This window comes from Vibrio sp. QJM3NY_27 (assembly GCF_057785955.1).
The window spans coordinates 3,421,700-3,443,612 of sequence record NZ_CM173511.1 but is presented as its reverse complement, the minus strand read 5'-3'; the positions used below and the strand labels follow the sequence as shown (position 1 = coordinate 3,443,612).

Sequence of the window (21,913 nt, the reverse complement as noted above, 5' to 3'; positions counted from 1 at the left end):
TAGCTTACCGTGATTTGAAATCGAGCAATTGTAAATTATCAACACTTAGTTGATTTGTGAGGGTGGTACGCCGAACGTGGTTTTGAAAGCCTTAGAGAAGTGTGCTTGATCATAGAAGCCTACTTGGTGCGCGACCTTGGTACCACATATCCCAGACTTAATCAGACGCATGCTCTGTTCCATACGTAAACGGCTCAGCCATGCATAAGGCGTAATGCCCATTCTGTTTTTAAAATGGCGTTGGAATTGAGTCGTGGTTAAACCACACAACTCAGACAGTTGTTCTAATCGCACTGGTTGATCCAAATTCGCCATCAAATAGTCTTTTAGCGTATCAATCGATTGATTACCCAGTTTGATGTCGCTTTTCGATCCAAATTTCGCATAACGATCGACAATCGTCGAGAATCCTTCAAAAGGTAAGCAATCTTGAGCGAGTTGGCTGATGTTTTGATGGATTAACAGGCCATGTAAGTTACGTAATTGTGAAAATGCAGCTTGATCGGAGAGGATCAACTCAGAAAAGCCTAATGTGTGACCATTTTTCTTGGGATCGGCAAGATCTTGAAACCATTGGGGAGAAACGGCAAATACACTGACTTGATAACCCGAATCGAGTTTGGAGTGCCCATCATGCAGCTCATCGGGTGGCATGATAACAACTTGGCCAGCACCAACATTATGGCTCGTCCCTTTATAGACGAATTTCTGCTGTCCTCGGGTAATTAAACCAATGTGAAAGTCCAAATGATAGTGGCGCTGAAAAGCAAACTCTTGGTATTGAGCTTGGATCAGGCTGATATCTTCTGTTGGGGTAGAGTAATAGTGGACTTTATCCATGGTACAAAAAAGCTTGGTCAAATAGTCATCAATTCAACCAAGCTTATCTTCGTATTAAGGGATTGTCTTGTAAAAAACGATCAGTGTTACTGCTTAGCGCGTTTGTTCTTTCTGTTGTTACGCAGACCGTCAAAGCTGAATATCACCAACGCTCCCCAAATAAAGGCGAAGGTAATCGCTTTGTCACTGGTAAACGCTTCGCCATAAATCAGCACCGCTAACAAGAACATTAAGCTTGGTCCAATGTACTGGAAGAAGCCGAGGGTCGATAGCTTCAAGCGTGTTGCAGCGCCAGTAAAGCACAGCAGTGGAATGGTGGTAATAACACCAGCCGCAACCAATAATAGATTGAGTTGCATCGGGTTCATTGAGAAGTCCGAGGTTGGGCTATCAGCAATAAACAGTAGGTACGTTGCTGCGAAAGGCAACATAACCAAGGTTTCGATGAACAAACCGGTTTGCGCTTCTAAGCTCACCTTTTTACGCAGTAAGCCATAAAAACCGAAGCTAAAGGCTAGGGCAATGGCGACGATCGGCACTGAACCGAAGGCAATTAATTGGATTAATACGCCAATCGCAGCAAGAGCCACTGCAAACCATTGCAGCTTACGTAAGCGTTCGCCGAGGAAGAGCATCCCGAGCAACACGTTAATCAGTGGGTTGATGTAATACCCCAAGCTGGCATCAAGCATGTGATTGGAATTCACCGCCCAAATAAAAATAAGCCAGTTAGCGCCCACCAAAATAGACGTCGCCACCAAATAGAGCATTTTTGGTTTCGAGGTCAGGGTGTCGTGGACTTTACGCCAGCTGCGGCCAATGTGCAGTAAGAAAGCGAGTAGGAAAAAGGACCATACTACACGGTGGCTAAGGATCTCTAACGGGGAAACATCACTTAAAGATTTGAAATATATAGGGGCGATCCCCCACATGGTGTAGGCGCCGACGGCAAGCAAAACTCCCTGGCGCGTACGTTGTTGTTCTTCCTGTGTCATGCATCTTTCTCTAGCACAGAGTGCTTATTAATAAGATTTATAAGAGAGTTGGTCAGTATAGGAGCGATAACCCTTTTCACCTAACAATTTGCGGTTTAATTCGCCAGCGTTCCCCTCTACAATGTGCGACTTGCTTGCCGAAGATGCTTGCTGATTTCATACCTCGATTAGGAACCATAATGACCGCCACTCTGATTGCTGAGCAAATACCAACTCCCGCGAATGATGCGCAAACCATCTTGCAAGATGTGTTCGGCTATCAAAGCTTTCGCGATGGTCAGCAAGAGGTCATTGATTTGGCCGTTGAGGGCAAAGACAGCTTGGTGATTATGCCAACCGGTGGCGGTAAATCCCTGTGTTACCAAATCCCGGCTTTGGTTCGTGAAGGGCTGACTCTGGTTATCTCACCGCTGATTTCGTTGATGAAAGACCAGGTTGATCAGCTGAAAGCTAACGGTGTCGCGGCAGAGTGCATTAACTCGTCGATGCCGCGAGAGAACCTGATCTCGGTCTTTAATCGTATGAACTCAGGTCAGCTGAAAATGGTGTATGTCTCGCCAGAGCGCGTGTTGATGCGTGACTTTATCGAGCGTCTACAAGGCTTACCGCTTTCGATGATTGCGGTCGATGAAGCGCACTGTATCTCTCAGTGGGGACACGATTTCCGCCCTGAATATGCATCATTAGGTCAGCTTAAACAGTATTTCCCACATGTACCTTACATGGCGCTAACGGCAACCGCTGATGATGCGACGCGCAAAGATATTATCTCTCGTTTGCAGTTGGTGGATCCGCATACGCATTTAGGTAGCTTCGATCGCCCTAATATTCGTTACAACTTGGTTGAGAAGCATAAGCCCGTGTCACAGGTGGTTCGCTACCTAGAAACACAGAAAGGCAATTGCGGCATCATCTACTGTGGTAGCCGCAAGAAAGTGGAGATGGTGACCGAGAAGCTGTGCAATAACGGTATTCGCGCTGCGGGTTACCATGCTGGCATGGATACCGACGAACGTGCTTACGTTCAAGAAGCTTTCCAGCGTGATGATATTCAGATCGTGGTAGCGACTGTGGCGTTTGGTATGGGCATCAATAAACCCAACGTGCGCTTTGTGGTGCACTTTGATATTCCACGCAATATCGAATCTTACTATCAAGAGACAGGCCGTGCAGGTCGTGATGGCTTGCCTGCTGAAGCGATGATGTTGTTTGACCCAGCGGATATGGGTTGGCTGCGTCGCATGCTGGATGAGAAAGAAGAAGGTCCACAGAAACAAGTCGAGATGCACAAGCTGAACGCGATGAGTGCCTTTGCCGAAGCGCAAACGTGTCGTCGTCAGGTTCTGTTGAACTACTTTGGCGAATATCGCGAGAAGCAATGTGGCAACTGCGATATCTGTCTCGACCCACCTAAGCATTTTGATGCGACCCAAGAGGCACAGAAGGCGTTGTCTTGTGTGTATCGTGTCAATCAGTCGTTTGGTATGGGCTACGTGGTCGAAGTGATGCGCGGTATGCAGAACATTCGTGTCCGTGATAATGGCCACGATAAACTGTCTACCTACGGTATTGGCCGTGACCATAGCCACGATTACTGGATCAGTATCTTCCGTCAGCTGATTCACAAGGGCTTGTTGTTCCAGAACATCACTCGTAACTCGACGTTACAGTTAACCGAAGAAGCACGTCCGTTACTGCGCGGAGAGATGTCTTTGGAGCTGGCTGTGCCTCGTTTAGATACAGCAGTGCGTAATGCGAAGTCCGATAAACTGAGCAGTAAGAACTACGATAAGAAGCTGTTTGCCAAACTGCGTAAGCTGCGTAAGTCGATTGCTGATGAAGATGGCTTGCCACCATACGTGGTATTCAGTGATGCGACGCTGATTGATATGGCTGAAATCCTACCCACATCTTATGGCGAAATGCTGGCTGTGAATGGTGTCGGTCAACGCAAACTCGATAAGTACGCTGATCCATTCTTAGATTTGATTCAAGAACACATCACCACACACGGCTAATTGGCTGATTGCTAGTTTTCAGAAGCGTTTAGCTTATAAGAACGGTTAGTTCATAGAAAAAGAATAAGGTTGATAGGGACATGACAACACCAACAGAATTTGGCTTAAGAGAATATTTGGCTGAGGAAGGACGTTTATTGATTACGTCTCCAAGTTTTGATTTTGATTCTTATGAAGTGCTAGGTGAAAAGCTGGTGGCGTTGCTGTCAGCTTCTGTTGTTGAAAAACAATGGGACGCTGACATGCACTCTTGGTTGATTGATTTTGAAGACTGTCGAATGTTCTTAAAGTCTGAGCATTACAGCGAATCAATTTGGTTTGAGTCGTTAAACGCTGAAGAAAGCCGAGAAGAGTTCGATTATCTCGCGACGCTTTTCAAGCGTGGCTTCTAACTTCAAGCATGGTTTCTAACGTTTAGCATAGCTTCTAAAAATATCGCTTTAAAAAACAGATCTTCTAGTGTCATTCACTAATTAAAGTGAGGATAAACGTTTGCGTTTGTTCTCACCATTGCAGCCAATATTGATTAATGTATAATCGCCCGCCGCTCAATAGAGCAAATTATAGAAACATTTTTAATTCACATTATTGGTAAGAGCTTTCTTAGTTTATTTGAAGAAATGACTCGATTTGGGTTCCCTCACCCCCAAACCAAACTAAAAAGGTACAGCATGAGTAACTTTACCCCTGCGCAACAGCGCAAAGCCCTAGCACTATTAGTTTTGTTCCATTTGGTGATTATTGCGTCAAGCAACTATCTGGTTCAGCTACCTTTTACCGTCTTCGGTATGCACACCACTTGGGGTGCTTTCACTTTCCCGTTTATCTTCCTAGCGACCGATCTCACAGTACGCATTTTTGGCGCGCAGCTTGCTCGTAAAATCATTTTCTTAGTGATGTTGCCTGCACTGGCCGTTTCTTATTTATTGTCTGTTGTGTTCTTTGAAGGTTCATTCCAAGGCTTTAGTCAACTAGGCGAGTTCAACCTGTTTGTAGCACGCATCGCAGCGGCAAGCTTCATGGCTTATTTGCTCGGTCAGATTTTGGATGTGCATGTGTTCAACCGCTTACGCCAAATGAAGCAATGGTGGGTTGCGCCAACGTGTTCGACACTTTTTGGTAATGCCATTGATACCATCGCGTTCTTTGCGATTGCCTTCTACCAAAGCCCAGATCCATTCATGGCTGAGCACTGGACTGAGATTGCGTTGGTTGATTACGGATTCAAACTCATCATTAGCTTAGGTTTGTTCGTGCCTATGTACGGTGTGCTTCTTAATTACGTGGTTAAGAAGTTAACCGCAGTGAACCCTGATTTTAAAGCGACAGGTGTTAACGCTTAAGTTTGAGATTTGTAACGCAAAGCATTAATGCAGCGATAAGAAAAAGCCCAAGTTAGTCTACTAACTTGGGCTTTTTTAATTTCTAGCATCAGATACTAATATCAGAGGCATTCAATATTCAATGGCCAGCCAATATCGGTTTGTCTATTCGACTCGATCTCTAGCTCAGCAGCTGTCAGCGGATTGTCTGCTAGCCATTGCTTAGAAAGCGTCAAGGTCAGGTTGTTACCATCAGTTGCAAGCTTAAAATCAGGCTCTAGCGCTGGATTGCGACGGTGGGTCAGCAAAATAGCTAAACGCAGAATTCGTAAAATACGCTTGCTGCTGGTGCCTGAGATTGCATGTTGCTCTGGCAATGAGGTTAACTGTTCACGGTAGCGACGAGTTAACTCACCCAAGTAGTGCTTTTGCGCTCGAGTAAAGCCTGGCAGGTCTAAGTTCTGCAGTAGGTAAGCGCTGTGCTCGCCGCCTTTTTTGAAATCGATGGTTAAACCAATCTCATGAAGCTTAGCTGCGGTTTGCAATAGCACGCCAGCTTGAGGCTCTGAAACCCACTCTTCGGCGCCCGCTTGCTCTAACAGAGTTTGTGCGACTACAGCAACTTGTTCACCGTAGCTTACGTCCATTTGATAGCGTGATTGCACGCTCTTGACGGTACGCGCTCGAATATCTTCTTGGCGAAGTTCATCCACCATCTCGTAGGCTAGGCCTTCACGGAGTGCACCGCCTGCGAGTGTCATTGAATCAATTTCAAGTAGCTCAAAAATAGCGATAAGAATAGAAAGGCCACTTGGGAACACTAATGCACGCTCTAGTGTTAATCCTTCTATTTCTAGCTCTTCCAAGCGCTCGGTAATCATGGCTTGTTTCTGTAGACGCTTAAGCTTGGCATGAGTAATGACTTCATCCATGCCTTGCGCCAACATGATTTCTTGCAGTGCTTGAACGGTACCACTGGCACCAACACACACATCCCATCCAATATCCGTGTAGCTATCTAGAATAGGAGCCAACATAGACTTAGCCGCTTCAATGGCATTGTTAAAGTTGGTTGCGGTTAATTGGCGATCTTTAAAGTGGCGCTCAAGCCAGGTAACACAGCCCATCTTCAGGCTAGTTAGTGCTTTCGCTGAGAAGCCTTCACCTATGATCATTTCGGTGCTTGCGCCACCAATATCAACCACTAGTCGGCGGCCGCTGCCACCAGAAGTGTGTGCTACGCCTTTATAGATAGTCGCAGCTTCTTCTTCACCAGAGATAACATTGATGTCGTAACCAAGGATCTGGTTCGCTTTCTCTAGAAATATATCCACATTGATAGCGGTACGTAGGGTCGCTGTACCCACAATGCGGATATTTTCTTTCGGAATATCTTGCAGTCGCTCTGCAAAGAGACTCAAACAGTCCCAGCCGCGCTGCATAGCTTCTGTACTAAGCGCATTATTTTCATTTAAGCCTGCTGCTAAACGCACTTTACGCTTAATCTTAGCCATGGTTTGTACGCTGCCATCGATGTGACGCACAACGAGCATATGAAAACTGTTCGACCCGAGGTCGATTGCAGCATAAAGCGGGGGTGAAACTGTTTGACTCATAAGCGACTAAGCTTCCTTGTTATGACGCGGTTGGCGTGGGCGACGGTTCTGGTTTGGTTTACGGTTACCGTTGCGTGGGCCATTGTTGTTCGAGCGGCGTTGTTGCGGGTTACGTGTACGTAAGCGCATCGGTGCTGGCAGATCTTCTAGTAGTGCAGAAGCATCGTAGTCAGACATTGGGATAGCATGCTCAATGTATTCTTCGATTGGTGGCAAGTTGATTGCGTAATCTTCACAAGCAAAGCTGATCGAGTGACCGCTTTCACCAGCACGACCTGTACGACCGATACGGTGAACGTAATCTTCGCAATCATCAGGTAGGTCGAAGTTGAATACGTGTGTTACTTGAGGAATGTGTAGGCCACGAGCTGCAACATCAGTTGCGACAAGAAGGTCAACATCACCTTTGGTGAACTGCTCAAGAATCTTTTCACGTTTTTTCTGAGGAACATCACCCGTTAGCAGGCCTACACGGTGACCATCGGCAGCCAAGTGGCCCCAAACTGATTCACATTTGTGCTTCGTGTTAGCGAAGATGATTGCGCGATCTGGCCATTCTTCTTCGATTAACGTTTGTAGAAGAGCCATCTTATGTTCGTTAGAAGGGTAGAACAGCTCTTCTTGAATGCGGTGACCTGTTTTACGCTCAGGCTCAACAACCACGTGCTCTGGGTTGTGCATGTGCTCGAACGCTAGCTCTTGTACGCGGTAAGACAGCGTCGCAGAGAACAGCATGTTCAGGCGATCTTTTGGCTCAGGCATACGGCGGAACAAGAAGCGAATGTCTTTAATAAAGCCCAGATCAAACATGCGATCGGCTTCATCAAGCACAACAGCTTGAATGTGGTTAAGGTTAAATACCTTTTGCTTGTAGAAATCGATGATACGGCCAGTCGTACCAATTAAGATATCTGCGCCTTCTTCGATCTTACCTAGCTGCTTGTCGTAGCTTTCGCCACCGTAAGCGAGTGCTGCTTTGATACCCGTGCTTTCAACCAGAGAGTCAGCATCGTTGTAGATCTGAATCGCGAGTTCACGCGTTGGTGCCATAATAATTGCACGTGGCTGGTTAGGCTTACGTCCTTCATGCTCAGGTGTTTTTAGCAGGTGGTTAAAAGTAGCAGTTAGAAACGCAAGCGTTTTACCAGTACCCGTTTGGGCCTGGCCTGCAATGTCTTGGCCGGTGAGCAGTACCGGGAGCGCCAAGGCTTGGATAGGGGTACAATAATCGAACCCTTTTTTCTCCAATCCTTCAATGACTTGAGGAAGTAAATCCAAGTCGGCGAACTTTTGCTCTGTGATATGCGTCTTTTTCATTGCTATAGAATATCAGCTTAAGCTTGCAATACGAAAGTAAATACATTCCAATAGGGCATCTATTTACTGGTTATCATCCAACCAGTTCTAAAAAATACATTGGAGTGGAAGATGAGTGATAAGATTTTGCAGCTAACTGATGACGGTTTTGATAACGATGTAATCAATGCTGCAGGCCCTGTTCTTGTTGATTTTTGGGCAGAATGGTGTGGTCCATGTAAAATGATTGCGCCGATTCTTGATGAAATCGCAAACGAGTACGAAGGCAAGCTCACAATCGGTAAATTAAATATCGACCAAAATGCTGGAACTCCACCAAAATTTGGTATTCGTGGCATTCCAACGCTGCTTCTTTTCAAAGATGGCGGCGTAGCAGCAACTAAAGTTGGTGCATTGTCTAAAACTCAACTTAAAGAGTTCCTAGACGCCAACCTTTAATTAGGTGAGCCTTTGAAAAGAAACCGCGCAGTTAACAAATGCGCGGTTTTGTTTTTTCTAAGCTATGGACTACTCTTAGTTTTAGTGCTAATTTATCGCACGTTAATTGAACGAATTTCTCTTCTTGGTCGATCCTGTGACCAACTCCTTCTTAACTTAAGAAAACAGATCCTATTTTGACTAAACAAACTTCCACCACTATGAATCTTACTGAACTGAAGAACAGACCTGTGTCTGAACTTGTTAAACTTAGCGAAAGCCTAGGTCTTGAAAATCAAGCTCGCCTAAGAAAACAAGACATTATCTTCTCCATCCTTAAAGCGCATGCAAAAAGTGGTGAAGACATCTTTGGTGATGGTGTTCTAGAAATTCTTCAAGACGGTTTTGGTTTCCTGCGTAGCGGCGACAGTTCGTACCTTGCTGGGCCAGATGATATTTACGTATCACCAAGCCAGATTCGTCGTTTTAACCTTCGCACCGGTGACTCGATTGGCGGTAAAATCCGCCCACCTAAAGATGGCGAACGTTACTTTGCACTGCTTAAAGTAAACACGGTTAACTACGACAAGCCAGACAACGCTCGTAACAAAATCCTTTTTGAAAACCTGACTCCTCTTCACGCCAACGAACGTATGGTGATGGAAGCGGGTAATGGTGCGACTGAAGATATCACAGCTCGAATTCTTGACCTTGCTTCACCTATAGGTAAAGGTCAGCGTGGTCTGATTGTTGCTCCGCCTAAAGCAGGTAAAACAATGCTTCTGCAAAATATTGCACAAAGCATTGCACGCAACCATCCTGAGTGTGAACTAATGGTTCTACTTATCGATGAGCGTCCAGAAGAAGTAACAGAAATGCAGCGCCTAGTTAAAGGCGAAGTAATCGCATCGACTTTCGATGAGCCAGCATCTCGCCACGTACAAGTAGCAGAAATGGTAATCGAGAAGGCGAAGCGTCTTGTTGAACACAAGAAAGATGTGGTTATCCTACTGGACTCAATCACTCGTCTAGCTCGTGCTTACAACACTGTTATTCCTTCATCAGGTAAAGTTCTTACTGGTGGTGTTGATGCGAATGCTCTACATCGTCCAAAGCGTTTCTTCGGTGCGGCACGTAACGTAGAAGAAGGCGGTAGCTTAACTATCATCGCAACAGCACTGGTTGATACTGGTTCTAAGATGGATGAAGTAATCTACGAAGAATTCAAAGGTACAGGTAACATGGAACTGCACCTTAACCGTAAGATTGCTGAAAAGCGCGTATTCCCAGCGATTGATTTCAACCGCTCTGGTACTCGTCGTGAAGAGCTTCTTACTAAGAGCGATGAATTACAGAAGATGTGGATCCTGCGTAAGATTGTTCACCCTATGGGCGAAACTGATGCAATGGAATTCCTTATCGACAAGTTAGCAATGACTAAAACGAACGATGAGTTCTTTGACGCAATGCGTCGTCAGTAATTTTGATTAGCTGATAGTTATTAATAAGCGCTGCCTTCGGGTGGCGCTTTTTATTTGCATTTTATAGCGACAGCTTGCAGAATGAGCAAAAGTGTTAAAAGGAAGTTAAAATGCAACATGGACTGTTGTCATCATTACTCCTGTCTACTTCACTGTTACTTTCCCCGGTTGGCATGAGCTATGCCACCGAGATGTCTCCACTTACAGTAGAGTCTTGGCTTGAGAATGATCAAGTAAAACTGAAAACTGCTGAATTACTCGAGCTTGTCGTGCGTGACGAAGTCAATTCGCTACGTTTTGCGCTTGAGCGTCTGACATTTCCCCAACAAGAAGTGGCTCGTTACCAACTCTTGAAGAAGCTCGAACAGCAAAAAATTGTACTCACCCCCAAGATGTCTATCTTTATTGAGCAGCAACTCGCTATCACGCCAACTTACCAAGTTTTAGAGCGTGGCGATGGTTATGAGTTTACGGTACCTGCCTTTAATTACCCTTCGATTGCCAACCGGCTCATCAAACAGTGGCGCCAAGACCAGAAGACGCTGGTGTTTGTGTTAGATGCAGAGAAACAAGAACTCGACCTAAAAGAGTGGTTATCTGGATCTGATCATCAAGTTCAAACACGAGAAGCATTGTTAATCAGAGAGCTAGACAGTTTGTCTCCTGAAGCGGTTGATTATCTGACTAAGCAACTCACGGCCTCCTCTATTGTTAGCTGGCTACCTTCTACTGAGGTGGTGGTTCGATTAGCGCAAGTGAGCGAAGACCCAGAGGTCTACAAGATTCTATGGCGAATGAAGGCCGATTATCATAGCCAAGCTGAGCTAGTCCGCCTTGCTGAAACCAAACAAGCGTTCGCACTTGAACAAGTAATGGCTGCGACTAAGAATCCTCGTTTGAAAGATGAAGCGATTACTTTGCTTACCAAGGTTAACCCGCTATCAGAAGAGGTGAAGGAGTTTCTTGTCTCTAGGATGGCGATTGCCGATGAAGCGCCATTAGTCGCCCGTGAATTAGCCAAACAGGGTCATACGCGATGGTTGCAAGATCTTGTGAATGATAACCCTCAGGTGAAGAGCTCTTTGATCGAGCAAGCATTACCGTAAAGTGGATTTTGCCTCTCAATAACCACACTAAAAAGGGGGATCTCAGCTTCACCCTTTTTGATATACTGAGCGCAGAATAATCAGCATGTAGAAGTCCTATGAGTTTTAAAGATTTACGTGATTTTATCGACCATCTTGAAAGTATTGGTCAGTTGAAACGCATTTCTCACCCAGTCGATCCAGACTATGAAATGACCGAGATTAGCGACCGTACTCTACGTGCTGGTGGCCCGGCTCTTTTGTTTGAAAACCCAATAGGCTATGACATGCCTGTTTTAACCAATCTATTTGGTACACCTAATCGTGTGGCTATTGGTATGGGTCGTCAGGAAGTGAAAGAACTGCGTGAAGTGGGTAAGTTGTTAGCTTACCTAAAGGAACCTGAGCCACCAAAAGGCTTTAAAGATGCTCTTGATAAACTGCCGGTGTTTAAGCAAGTCTTAAATATGCCAGCTAAACGTCTTCGTAAAGCGGCATGCCAACAAGTGATATGGCAGGGTGATGACGTCGACCTTGATAAAATTCCCGTGATGAGCTGTTGGGCCGACGATGTCGCGCCGTTGCTAACATGGGGATTAACGGTTACTCGCGGCCCTAATAAGAAACGCCAAAACTTAGGCATCTATCGCCAGCAAAAAATCGGCAAGAATAAGGTCATTATGCGTTGGTTAGCCCACCGTGGTGGAGCGCTTGATCTGCGTGATTGGATGGAAACTAACCCAGGTAAACCATTCCCAGTTTCTGTAGCGTTTGGAGCCGATCCTGCCACCATTCTTGGTGCGGTTACGCCAGTGCCGGATACTTTATCGGAATACGCGTTTGCAGGCTTACTACGCGGTAGTAAAACTGAGGTTGTTAAATCAATCAGCAATGATTTAGACGTTCCTGCAAGTGCGGAAATCGTGATGGAAGGTTACATCGACCCGAATGAGTTCGCGGACGAAGGGCCTTACGGAGATCATACTGGTTACTACAACGAGAAAGAAAAGCACCATGTGTTCACTATTACTCATGTAACCATGCGCGAAAACCCTATCTACCACAGCACCTATACTGGCCGTCCACCTGATGAGCCTGCGGTATTGGGTGTTGCGCTCAATGAAGTGTTTGTTCCTATTCTTCAAAAGCAGTTTCCAGAGATTGAAGACTTCTATCTACCGCCTGAAGGTTGTTCATACCGAATGGCTGTAGTGACCATGAAGAAGCAATACCCAGGTCACGCTAAGCGAGTGATGATGGGTGTATGGTCTTTCTTACGCCAATTCATGTACACCAAGTTTGTATTGGTGTGCGATGAAGATGTGAATGCACGAGACTGGTCTCAAGTGACCGCTGCTATGTGTGAACATATGGATCCGTCACGCGATAGCCTGATGATAGAGAACACGCCGATCGATTCATTGGATTTTGCATCACCTGTGGTTGGGTTAGGTTCTAAGATGGGCCTAGACATCACTAAGAAGTGGGATGCAGAGTTAGCACTATCGCCAGATGTCGAATCAGCACCTGTAAATAGTGAACATATAGAGGGCAGCTTAGCTGAGTTAACCAAGACTCAACCTGAAATTATTGATATTCACCTGCAAAACGATAATGCCAACATGGTTGTGGTGTCTATTGATAAGCAAGCTGCAGGTAATGGTAAGAAAATCATGGAAGCTGTTTGGTCTCAATTTGATGAGAACAAGTTTGTTATCGTGTGTGACGGCGATGTCAACGTGAGTGATTGGAATGACATTATTTGGGCGGTGACCACAAGAATGGATCCGGCCAGAGATACGTTGTTCCTACAGAATGAAACAGGACACTCAAAAATGGGTCTAGATGCGACCAATAAGTGGGAAGGCGAATGCCTGCGTGAGTGGGGTGTTCCAATCACAAAAGATCCTGATGTCGTTAAAAAGATTGATAGCATCTGGGAACAGCTAGGAATTTCATGAGCTACCAAGTAGTCTTATACCCAGAAAACATCAGTTTTACCGTAGAAAAAGGGCAAACGGTCTTGGATGCTGCGCTCAACAGCGATATCTATTTCCCAAACCGTTGCCAAGTCGGCGCATGCGCGATGTGTATGTGCAGAAAATTAGAAGGGCAAGTGAGTTACCATCTTGAACCCATGCTTACAGAGAAAGAGCAGCAACAAGGTTGGATTTTTGCTTGCCAAGCATTTGCAGAAAGTAATTTAGTTCTAACCTTTGCCGATTAAGGGTTAGTAAGAGGAAGAACATGACTATTAAATGTAAAGTGAAGTCTATCGAGCCTTTGGCTTGCAATACTTACCAAATCCTACTTCACCCAGAAACACCGGTCGCTTTTAAAGCGGGCCAATATCTGATGGTTGAAATGGGCGAGAAAGATAAGCGTCCATTTTCGATTGCAAGCAGCCCTTGTCGCCATGAAGGCGAGCTTGAGTTACACATTGGTGCAGCTGAGCACAATGCTTACGCTTCAGAAGTCGTTGAGGCAATGAAGAAAGCGCAAGCTGAAGGTGGCGATATAGCTATTGATGCTCCGCACGGTGATGCGTGGGTTAAAGAAGAAAGCGATCGTCCTCTGTTACTCATTGCTGGTGGTACTGGCTTTAGCTACGTGCGCTCTATTCTCGATCACTGCATCGCGCAGAACAGTAAAAAAGAGATTCATCTATACTGGGGCGCAAAAGATGAGTGTCAGCTGTATGCGAAAGAAGAGCTTGTCGACATTGCAGCAAAACACAGCAATGTACATTTTGTACCAGTAGTAGAAGAAGCGCCTGAAGTTTGGCACGGTCAAACGGGTAATGTACTTGAAGCAATCACGCAAAGTTTCGAATCATTAGCTGATTTCGATATCTACATTGCGGGTCGTTTCGAAATGGCAGGTGCCGCAAGAGACTTGTTTACTCAGAATAAAGAAGCAAAGCGTGACCATATGTACGCAGATGCTTACGCATTTATCTAAGAATTCTTTTGGATTTTGAGCGAAAAGAGAGCAGAAATGTTCTCTTTTTTCTGTTTAGGTGAACTATTAGGCAGTTAACCCCTATTTATTCATTTTTTATGAAAAAGTAGTTGCTAAGCTGAGTGGGTTCCCTATAATGCGACACCACTGAGACGGCAGACGCCACAAGGCTTCAGCAACAATCAGTCAGACGGAAAGCGACAAAAAATTAATTTTCAAAAAGTGTTTGACACTGAATGTTAATTCGCTAGAATGGCCGTCCACTTAGAGAGGCTCCTTACTTAAAAAGGAACGCTCAACAAGTGAAGCTCTTTAACAATTTAAACCTATCAATCTGTGTGGGCACTCGTTGATGAATATCAAAACGTTTTATCCTTTGGATAAAACAGTTACTTCGGTAACAAAATTGATTTCAATGAACTGAGTGACCAATACGTTTAACTACTTGTAGTTATTCGGCACAGTCAATTCATTACCATTCTGTTGGAATGGTAATAGCTTTAGAATTACATGTTCATCAATCTTTTTCGAAAGAGCGAATGAATATTAGTTTTGAAGTCAGTATTCGTTGAGTCACAAAATCTTAAATTGAAGAGTTTGATCATGGCTCAGATTGAACGCTGGCGGCAGGCCTAACACATGCAAGTCGAGCGGAAACGACACTAACAATCCTTCGGGTGCGTTAATGGGCGTCGAGCGGCGGACGGGTGAGTAATGCCTAGGAAATTGCCTTGATGTGGGGGATAACCATTGGAAACGATGGCTAATACCGCATAATGCCTACGGGCCAAAGAGGGGGACCTTCGGGCCTCTCGCGTCAAGATATGCCTAGGTGGGATTAGCTAGTTGGTGAGGTAATGGCTCACCAAGGCGACGATCCCTAGCTGGTCTGAGAGGATGATCAGCCACACTGGAACTGAGACACGGTCCAGACTCCTACGGGAGGCAGCAGTGGGGAATATTGCACAATGGGCGAAAGCCTGATGCAGCCATGCCGCGTGTATGAAGAAGGCCTTCGGGTTGTAAAGTACTTTCAGTTGTGAGGAAGGGTGTGTAGTTAATAGCTGCGCATCTTGACGTTAGCAACAGAAGAAGCACCGGCTAACTCCGTGCCAGCAGCCGCGGTAATACGGAGGGTGCGAGCGTTAATCGGAATTACTGGGCGTAAAGCGCATGCAGGTGGTTCATTAAGTCAGATGTGAAAGCCCGGGGCTCAACCTCGGAACTGCATTTGAAACTGGTGAACTAGAGTGCTGTAGAGGGGGGTAGAATTTCAGGTGTAGCGGTGAAATGCGTAGAGATCTGAAGGAATACCAGTGGCGAAGGCGGCCCCCTGGACAGACACTGACACTCAGATGCGAAAGCGTGGGGAGCAAACAGGATTAGATACCCTGGTAGTCCACGCCGTAAACGATGTCTACTTGGAGGTTGTGGCCTTGAGCCGTGGCTTTCGGAGCTAACGCGTTAAGTAGACCGCCTGGGGAGTACGGTCGCAAGATTAAAACTCAAATGAATTGACGGGGGCCCGCACAAGCGGTGGAGCATGTGGTTTAATTCGATGCAACGCGAAGAACCTTACCTACTCTTGACATCCAGAGAAGCCAGCGGAGACGCAGGTGTGCCTTCGGGAACTCTGAGACAGGTGCTGCATGGCTGTCGTCAGCTCGTGTTGTGAAATGTTGGGTTAAGTCCCGCAACGAGCGCAACCCTTATCCTTGTTTGCCAGCGAGTAATGTCGGGAACTCCAGGGAGACTGCCGGTGATAAACCGGAGGAAGGTGGGGACGACGTCAAGTCATCATGGCCCTTACGAGTAGGGCTACACACGTGCTACAATGGCGCATACAGAGGGCAGCAAGCTAGCGATAGTGAGCGAATCCCAAAAAGTGCGTCGTAGTCCGGATTGGAGTCTGCAACTCGACTCCATGAAGTCGGAATCGCTAGTAATCGTGAATCAGAATGTCACGGTGAATACGTTCCCGGGCCTTGTACACACCGCCCGTCACACCATGGGAGTGGGCTGCAAAAGAAGTGGGTAGTTTAACCTTTCGGGGAGGACGCTCACCACTTTGTGGTTCATGACTGGGGTGAAGTCGTAACAAGGTAGCCCTAGGGGAACCTGGGGCTGGATCACCTCCTTATACGAAGATACTTACGATGAGTGTCCACACAGATTGATGGTTTAGATTTAGTTAAAGCCAGAGCTTTAATTAATAACGTAAGTTATTGATTAAAGCTTTTTGCTTTATGCTCTTTAACAATTTGGAAAGCTGACTGATTTGATTACTTACGAGTAATTCAAATCAAATTTAAAAGTTCTCAATGTTTATCTGCTCTTATTCAATAAGAACGGTATAAACACAACAAACACATTCAAGTGTCTTGTATTCGAATCAAACTTTAGTTTGATTCACAATTGAGTCCGGCAAACAGTCATCAAGAATTAACCCTTCTTGATGACAACCAAAAACCTTGGTTAGTTGCCATACGCTAAGACCCTTTCGGGTTGTATGGTTAAGTGACTAAGCGTACACGGTGGATGCCTTGGCAGTCAGAGGCGATGAAAGGCGTAATAACTTGCGATAAGCCCAGATTAGGTAGTAATAACCTTTTGAGTCTGGGATTCCTGAATGGGGAAACCCACTTGCATAAGCAAGTATCCTGTTGTGAATACATAGCAACAGGAGGCAAACCGGGGGAACTGAAACATCTAAGTACCCCGAGGAAGAGAAATCAACCGAGATTCCGAAAGTAGCGGCGAGCGAAATTGGATTAGCCCTTAAGCTTTTAATGATGCAGGTGAAGAGTCTGGAAAGTCTCGCAATAAAGGGTGATAGCCCCGTAACCGACACATCATAATCAGTGAAAACGAGTAGGGCGGGACACGTGATATCCTGTCTGAATATGGGGGGACCATCCTCCAAGGCTAAATACTACTGACTGACCGATAGTGAACCAGTACCGTGAGGGAAAGGCGAAAAGAACCCCTGTGAGGGGAGTGAAATAGAACCTGAAACCGTGTACGTACAAGCAGTAGGAGCACCTTCGTGGTGTGACTGCGTACCTTTTGTATAATGGGTCAGCGACTTAATTTTAGTAGCAAGGTTAACCGTTTAGGGGAGCCGTAGGGAAACCGAGTCTTAACTGGGCGTACAGTTGCTAGGATTAGACCCGAAACCAGGTGATCTAGCCATGGGCAGGTTGAAGGTTGAGTAACATCAACTGGAGGACCGAACCGACTAATGTTGAAAAATTAGCGGATGACTTGTGGCTAGGGGTGAAAGGCCAATCAAACCTGGAGATAGCTGGTTCTCCCCGAAAGCTATTTAGGTAGCGCCTCGGACGAATACTACTGGGGGTAGAGCACTGTTAAGGCTAGGGGGTCATCCCGACTTACCAACCCTTTGCAAACTCCGAATACCAGTAAGTACTATCCGGGAGACACACGGCGGGTGCTAACGTCCGTCGTGGAGAGGGAAACAACCCAGACCGCCAGCTAAGGTCCCAAAGTATAGCTAAGTGGGAAACGATGTGGGAAGGCTCAGACAGCCAGGATGTTGGCTTAGAAGCAGCCATCATTTAAAGAAAGCGTAATAGCTCACTGGTCGAGTCGGCCTGCGCGGAAGATGTAACGGGGCTAAGCTATACACCGAAGCTGCGGCTACGTACCTTAGGGTATGTGGGGTAGGGGAGCGTTCTGTAAGCCGTTGAAGGTGGTCTGTAAGGGCTGCTGGAGGTATCAGAAGTGCGAATGCTGACATGAGTAACGATAAAGGGAGTGAAAAACTCCCTCGCCGGAAGACCAAGGGTTCCTGTCCAACGTTAATCGGGGCAGGGTAAGTCGACTCCTAAGGCGAGGCCGAAAGGCGTAGTCGATGGGAAACGGGTTAATATTCCCGTACTTCTTACAATTGCGATGGGGGGACGGAGAAGGCTAGGTGGGCCTGGCGACGGTTGTCCAGGTTCAAGTATGTAGGCGGGTGGTTTAGGTAAATCCGGACCACTACTAACGCTGAGATACGATGTCGAGCTACTACGGTAGTGAAGTCATTGATGCCATGCTTCCAGGAAAAGCCTCTAAGCTTCAGATTGTAAGGAATCGTACCCCAAACCGACACAGGTGGTCGGGTAGAGAATACCAAGGCGCTTGAGAGAACTCGGGTGAAGGAACTAGGCAAAATGGTACCGTAACTTCGGGAGAAGGTACGCTCTTATCAGTGAAGTCCCTTGCGGATGGAGCAGACGAGAGTCGCAGATACCAGGTGGCTGCAACTGTTTATTAAAAACACAGCACTGTGCAAAATCGTAAGATGACGTATACGGTGTGACGCCTGCCCGGTGCCGGAAGGTTAATTGATGGGGTTAGACTTCGGTCGAAGCTCTTGATCGAAGCCCCGGTAAACGGCGGCCGTAACTATAACGGTCCTAAGGTAGCGAAATTCCTTGTCGGGTAAGTTCCGACCTGCACGAATGGCGTAATGATGGCCACGCTGTCTCCACCCGAGACTCAGTGAAATTGAAATCGCTGTGAAGATGCAGTGTACCCGCGGCTAGACGGAAAGACCCCGTGAACCTTTACTACAGCTTGGCACTGAACATTGAACCTACATGTGTAGGATAGGTGGGAGACTATGAAATTGCGTCGCTAGATGTGATGGAGTCGTCCTTGAAATACCACCCTTGTAGTTTTGATGTTCTAACGTTGGTCCCTGAATCGGGATTACGGACAGTGCCTGGTGGGTAGTTTGACTGGGGCGGTCTCCTCCCAAAGAGTAACGGAGGAGCACGAAGGTGGGCTAAACACGGTTGGACATCGTGTGGTTAGTGCAATGGCATAAGCCCGCTTGACTGCGAGAATGACAATTCGAGCAGGTGCGAAAGCAGGTCATAGTGATCCGGTGGTTCTGAATGGAAGGGCCATCGCTCAACGGATAAAAGGTACTCCGGGGATAACAGGCTGATACCGCCCAAGAGTTCATATCGACGGCGGTGTTTGGCACCTCGATGTCGGCTCATCACATCCTGGGGCTGAAGTCGGTCCCAAGGGTATGGCTGTTCGCCATTTAAAGTGGTACGCGAGCTGGGTTTAGAACGTCGTGAGACAGTTCGGTCCCTATCTGCCGTGGGCGTTGGAAAATTGAAAGGGGCTGCTCCTAGTACGAGAGGACCGGAGTGGACGAACCTCTGGTGTTCGGGTTGTCATGCCAATGGCATTGCCCGGTAGCTAAGTTCGGAATCGATAACCGCTGAAAGCATCTAAGCGGGAAGCGAGCCTTGAGATGAGTTTTCCCTGGCACTATAAGTGTCCTAAAGGGTTGTCGTAGACTACGACGTTGATAGGCAGGGTGTGTAAGTGCTGCGAGGCATTGAGCTAACCTGTACTAATTGCCCGTGAGGCTTAACCATACAACACCCAAGGGGTTTTGTGGACTCAGAAGTACCAGACCTTGAATGCGTTTGAAGAGAAATAACTTTTAGATAAGCTTTCCGAATTTTAAAATTTGCTTGGCGACCATAGCATTGTGGACCCACCTGATTCCATGCCGAACTCAGAAGTGAAACACAATAGCGCCGATGGTAGTGTGGGGTTTCCCCATGTGAGAGTAGGACATCGCCAGGCTTTAAATTCGACTTTGTCTATTTAATAGACAAGTCACCATAGAGTTCTAAGTTTCTTAGAGTTTTATGTTGACTTTCAAAGTGGAAAGCGTATTATACGCGTCCTGCTTAAGTGCTAAGGCACTGAAAGCAAAGCTCTTTAACAATTTAAACCTATCAATCTGTGTGGGCACTCGTTGATGAATATCAAAACGTTTTATCCTTTGGATAAAACAGTTACTTCGGTAACAAAATTGATTTCAATGAACTGAGTGACCAATACAAAGTTAAGTTTACTTAATTTTGGCACAGTCAATTCATTACCATTCTGTTGGAATGGTAATAGCTTTAGAATTACATGTTCATGTTTACATGAATATTAGTTTTGAAGTCAGTATTCGTTGAGTCACAAAATCTTAAATTGAAGAGTTTGATCATGGCTCAGATTGAACGCTGGCGGCAGGCCTAACACATGCAAGTCGAGCGGAAACGACACTAACAATCCTTCGGGTGCGTTAATGGGCGTCGAGCGGCGGACGGGTGAGTAATGCCTAGGAAATTGCCTTGATGTGGGGGATAACCATTGGAAACGATGGCTAATACCGCATAATGCCTACGGGCCAAAGAGGGGGACCTTCGGGCCTCTCGCGTCAAGATATGCCTAGGTGGGATTAGCTAGTTGGTGAGGTAATGGCTCACCAAGGCGACGATCCCTAGCTGGTCTGAGAGGATGATCAGCCACACTGGAACTGAGACACGGTCCAGACTCCTACGGGAGGCAGCAGTGGGGAATATTGCACAATGGGCGAAAGCCTGATGCAGCCATGCCGCGTGTATGAAGAAGGCCTTCGGGTTGTAAAGTACTTTCAGTTGTGAGGAAGGGTGTGTAGTTAATAGCTGCGCATCTTGACGTTAGCAACAGAAGAAGCACCGGCTAACTCCGTGCCAGCAGCCGCGGTAATACGGAGGGTGCGAGCGTTAATCGGAATTACTGGGCGTAAAGCGCATGCAGGTGGTTCATTAAGTCAGATGTGAAAGCCCGGGGCTCAACCTCGGAACTGCATTTGAAACTGGTGAACTAGAGTGCTGTAGAGGGGGGTAGAATTTCAGGTGTAGCGGTGAAATGCGTAGAGATCTGAAGGAATACCAGTGGCGAAGGCGGCCCCCTGGACAGACACTGACACTCAGATGCGAAAGCGTGGGGAGCAAACAGGATTAGATACCCTGGTAGTCCACGCCGTAAACGATGTCTACTTGGAGGTTGTGGCCTTGAGCCGTGGCTTTCGGAGCTAACGCGTTAAGTAGACCGCCTGGGGAGTACGGTCGCAAGATTAAAACTCAAATGAATTGACGGGGGCCCGCACAAGCGGTGGAGCATGTGGTTTAATTCGATGCAACGCGAAGAACCTTACCTACTCTTGACATCCAGAGAAGCCAGCGGAGACGCAGGTGTGCCTTCGGGAACTCTGAGACAGGTGCTGCATGGCTGTCGTCAGCTCGTGTTGTGAAATGTTGGGTTAAGTCCCGCAACGAGCGCAACCCTTATCCTTGTTTGCCAGCGAGTAATGTCGGGAACTCCAGGGAGACTGCCGGTGATAAACCGGAGGAAGGTGGGGACGACGTCAAGTCATCATGGCCCTTACGAGTAGGGCTACACACGTGCTACAATGGCGCATACAGAGGGCAGCAAGCTAGCGATAGTGAGCGAATCCCAAAAAGTGCGTCGTAGTCCGGATTGGAGTCTGCAACTCGACTCCATGAAGTCGGAATCGCTAGTAATCGTGAATCAGAATGTCACGGTGAATACGTTCCCGGGCCTTGTACACACCGCCCGTCACACCATGGGAGTGGGCTGCAAAAGAAGTGGGTAGTTTAACCTTTCGGGGAGGACGCTCACCACTTTGTGGTTCATGACTGGGGTGAAGTCGTAACAAGGTAGCCCTAGGGGAACCTGGGGCTGGATCACCTCCTTATACGAAGATATTTACGATGAGTGTCCACACAGATTGATTAGGTTTAGAAAGTAAAAGAGACGATATTGGGTCTGTAGCTCAGCTGGTTAGAGCGCTCGCCTGATAAGCGGGAGGTCGGTGGTTCGAGTCCACTCAGACCCACCAATATCGACTAGATACAAAGATGGGGCTATAGCTCAGCTGGGAGAGCGCCTGCCTTGCACGCAGGAGGTCTGCGGTTCGATCCCGCATAGCTCCACCATCTTTAAGTGTTTTTATCTGAAAATATTTAAAAATGGTTTCGAAAGAAAT

Annotated in this window: 13 protein-coding genes, 2 tRNA genes and 4 rRNA genes; 15 read left to right on the top strand and 4 right to left on the bottom strand. The window is 46.7% G+C overall.

The features are described 5' to 3' along the window. Positions 1-45: 45 nt before the first annotated feature. Together AC3CIA_RS15505 and rarD are read right to left on the bottom strand one after the other, a co-directional pair. Positions 46-840 carry a helix-turn-helix transcriptional regulator gene (locus AC3CIA_RS15505; protein WP_017085656.1) on the bottom strand — a complete coding sequence of 265 codons (795 nt, stop codon included), beginning with the start codon at positions 838-840 and terminating at the stop codon, positions 46-48. An 86-nt stretch (positions 841-926) separates the two neighbouring features. Beyond that, entirely contained in the window at positions 927-1,835 is a 909-nt protein-coding gene (rarD, locus tag AC3CIA_RS15500) for an EamA family transporter RarD (protein ID WP_488518287.1), read from the bottom strand. Positions 1,836-2,014: 179 nt separating this feature from the next. Between rarD and recQ the strand changes: the two genes are divergently transcribed. From recQ to AC3CIA_RS15485, 3 genes are all read left to right on the top strand, one after another. After that, positions 2,015-3,853, top strand: coding sequence for an ATP-dependent DNA helicase RecQ (gene recQ, locus AC3CIA_RS15495; protein ID WP_065606632.1), 1,839 nt, complete (start codon positions 2,015-2,017; stop codon positions 3,851-3,853). Positions 3,854-3,933: 80 nt separating this feature from the next. Beyond that, a complete protein-coding gene (locus AC3CIA_RS15490) occupies positions 3,934-4,245 on the top strand; it encodes a DUF3630 family protein (protein ID WP_009848192.1) in 312 nt (103 codons plus the stop codon). A 279-nt stretch (positions 4,246-4,524) separates the two neighbouring features. Next, entirely contained in the window at positions 4,525-5,196 is a 672-nt protein-coding gene (locus AC3CIA_RS15485; RefSeq protein ID WP_004736638.1) for a 7-cyano-7-deazaguanine/7-aminomethyl-7-deazaguanine transporter, read from the top strand. A gap of 101 nt (positions 5,197-5,297) precedes the next feature. On the opposite strand, the gene gppA is transcribed toward AC3CIA_RS15485, so the two are convergent. Both gppA and rhlB read right to left on the bottom strand, forming a co-directional pair. Continuing rightward, complete coding sequence (gppA, locus tag AC3CIA_RS15480; protein WP_488518286.1) at positions 5,298-6,791, bottom strand: guanosine-5'-triphosphate,3'-diphosphate diphosphatase; 1,494 nt, start codon at positions 6,789-6,791, stop codon at positions 5,298-5,300. Between the two features lie 6 nt (positions 6,792-6,797). Further along, positions 6,798-8,108, bottom strand: coding sequence for an ATP-dependent RNA helicase RhlB (gene rhlB, locus AC3CIA_RS15475; RefSeq protein ID WP_004736636.1), 1,311 nt, complete (start codon positions 8,106-8,108; stop codon positions 6,798-6,800). Between the two features lie 111 nt (positions 8,109-8,219). Between rhlB and trxA the strand changes: the two genes are divergently transcribed. The 12 genes from trxA to AC3CIA_RS15415 all read left to right on the top strand — a co-directional run bounded on the left by trxA (position 8,220) and on the right by AC3CIA_RS15415 (position 21,863). Then, on the top strand, positions 8,220-8,546 hold the full coding sequence (gene trxA, locus AC3CIA_RS15470; RefSeq protein ID WP_004736635.1) for a thioredoxin TrxA: 327 nt from the start codon (positions 8,220-8,222) through the stop codon (positions 8,544-8,546). 200 nt (positions 8,547-8,746) lie between these two features. Then, on the top strand, positions 8,747-10,006 hold the full coding sequence (gene rho, locus AC3CIA_RS15465) for a transcription termination factor Rho (protein WP_029222011.1): 1,260 nt from the start codon (positions 8,747-8,749) through the stop codon (positions 10,004-10,006). A gap of 110 nt (positions 10,007-10,116) precedes the next feature. Beyond that, positions 10,117-11,112 (top strand): hypothetical protein, encoded by a 996-nt coding sequence (locus AC3CIA_RS15460; protein WP_488518285.1) that lies wholly within the window; start codon positions 10,117-10,119, stop codon positions 11,110-11,112. A gap of 98 nt (positions 11,113-11,210) precedes the next feature. Next, positions 11,211-13,052: a 4-hydroxy-3-polyprenylbenzoate decarboxylase gene (gene ubiD / locus AC3CIA_RS15455; RefSeq protein WP_017093290.1), complete on the top strand. Its 1,842-nt coding sequence runs from the start codon at positions 11,211-11,213 to the stop codon at positions 13,050-13,052. Continuing rightward, complete coding sequence (locus tag AC3CIA_RS15450; protein ID WP_017081534.1) at positions 13,049-13,318, top strand: 2Fe-2S iron-sulfur cluster-binding protein; 270 nt, start codon at positions 13,049-13,051, stop codon at positions 13,316-13,318. Before ubiD ends, AC3CIA_RS15450 begins: the two co-directional genes overlap by 4 nt. Before the next feature lie 20 nt (positions 13,319-13,338). Then, positions 13,339-14,052 carry an NAD(P)H-flavin reductase gene (fre, locus tag AC3CIA_RS15445; protein ID WP_146454387.1) on the top strand — a complete coding sequence of 238 codons (714 nt, stop codon included), beginning with the start codon at positions 13,339-13,341 and terminating at the stop codon, positions 14,050-14,052. A 585-nt stretch (positions 14,053-14,637) separates the two neighbouring features. Next, positions 14,638-16,192 (top strand): 16S ribosomal RNA (locus AC3CIA_RS15440). Between the two features lie 371 nt (positions 16,193-16,563). Continuing rightward, positions 16,564-19,457: ribosomal RNA gene (locus AC3CIA_RS15435) — 23S ribosomal RNA — on the top strand. A 98-nt stretch (positions 19,458-19,555) separates the two neighbouring features. Further along, positions 19,556-19,671: ribosomal RNA gene (gene rrf, locus AC3CIA_RS15430) — 5S ribosomal RNA — on the top strand. A gap of 396 nt (positions 19,672-20,067) precedes the next feature. Next, positions 20,068-21,622 (top strand): 16S ribosomal RNA (locus AC3CIA_RS15425). The 16S, 23S and 5S rRNA genes sit together here with 2 tRNA genes alongside, the layout of an rRNA operon. A 67-nt stretch (positions 21,623-21,689) precedes the next feature. Then, positions 21,690-21,766 (top strand) — tRNA-Ile (locus AC3CIA_RS15420). 21 nt (positions 21,767-21,787) lie between these two features. After that, positions 21,788-21,863: transfer RNA gene (locus tag AC3CIA_RS15415), tRNA-Ala, on the top strand. The last annotated feature ends 50 nt before the right edge of the window (positions 21,864-21,913 follow it).

What these genes read in the sequence shown, in the direction of transcription:
- trxA (WP_004736635.1), top strand. Translation starts at nt 8,220, where the DNA reads ATGAGTGATAAGATTTTGCAGCTAACTGATGACGGTTTTGATAACGAT.
- recQ (WP_065606632.1), top strand. Translation starts at nt 2,015, where the DNA reads ATGACCGCCACTCTGATTGCTGAGCAAATACCAACTCCCGCGAATGAT.
- rho (WP_029222011.1), top strand. Translation starts at nt 8,747, where the DNA reads ATGAATCTTACTGAACTGAAGAACAGACCTGTGTCTGAACTTGTTAAA.
- gppA (WP_488518286.1), bottom strand. Translation starts at nt 6,791, where the DNA reads ATGAGTCAAACAGTTTCACCCCCGCTTTATGCTGCAATCGACCTCGGG.
- rhlB (WP_004736636.1), bottom strand. Translation starts at nt 8,108, where the DNA reads ATGAAAAAGACGCATATCACAGAGCAAAAGTTCGCCGACTTGGATTTA.
- AC3CIA_RS15460 (WP_488518285.1), top strand. Translation starts at nt 10,117, where the DNA reads ATGCAACATGGACTGTTGTCATCATTACTCCTGTCTACTTCACTGTTA.
- AC3CIA_RS15485 (WP_004736638.1), top strand. Translation starts at nt 4,525, where the DNA reads ATGAGTAACTTTACCCCTGCGCAACAGCGCAAAGCCCTAGCACTATTA.
- fre (WP_146454387.1), top strand. Translation starts at nt 13,339, where the DNA reads ATGACTATTAAATGTAAAGTGAAGTCTATCGAGCCTTTGGCTTGCAAT.
- ubiD (WP_017093290.1), top strand. Translation starts at nt 11,211, where the DNA reads ATGAGTTTTAAAGATTTACGTGATTTTATCGACCATCTTGAAAGTATT.
- rarD (WP_488518287.1), bottom strand. Translation starts at nt 1,835, where the DNA reads ATGACACAGGAAGAACAACAACGTACGCGCCAGGGAGTTTTGCTTGCC.
- AC3CIA_RS15490 (WP_009848192.1), top strand. Translation starts at nt 3,934, where the DNA reads ATGACAACACCAACAGAATTTGGCTTAAGAGAATATTTGGCTGAGGAA.
- AC3CIA_RS15450 (WP_017081534.1), top strand. Translation starts at nt 13,049, where the DNA reads ATGAGCTACCAAGTAGTCTTATACCCAGAAAACATCAGTTTTACCGTA.
- AC3CIA_RS15505 (WP_017085656.1), bottom strand. Translation starts at nt 840, where the DNA reads ATGGATAAAGTCCACTATTACTCTACCCCAACAGAAGATATCAGCCTG.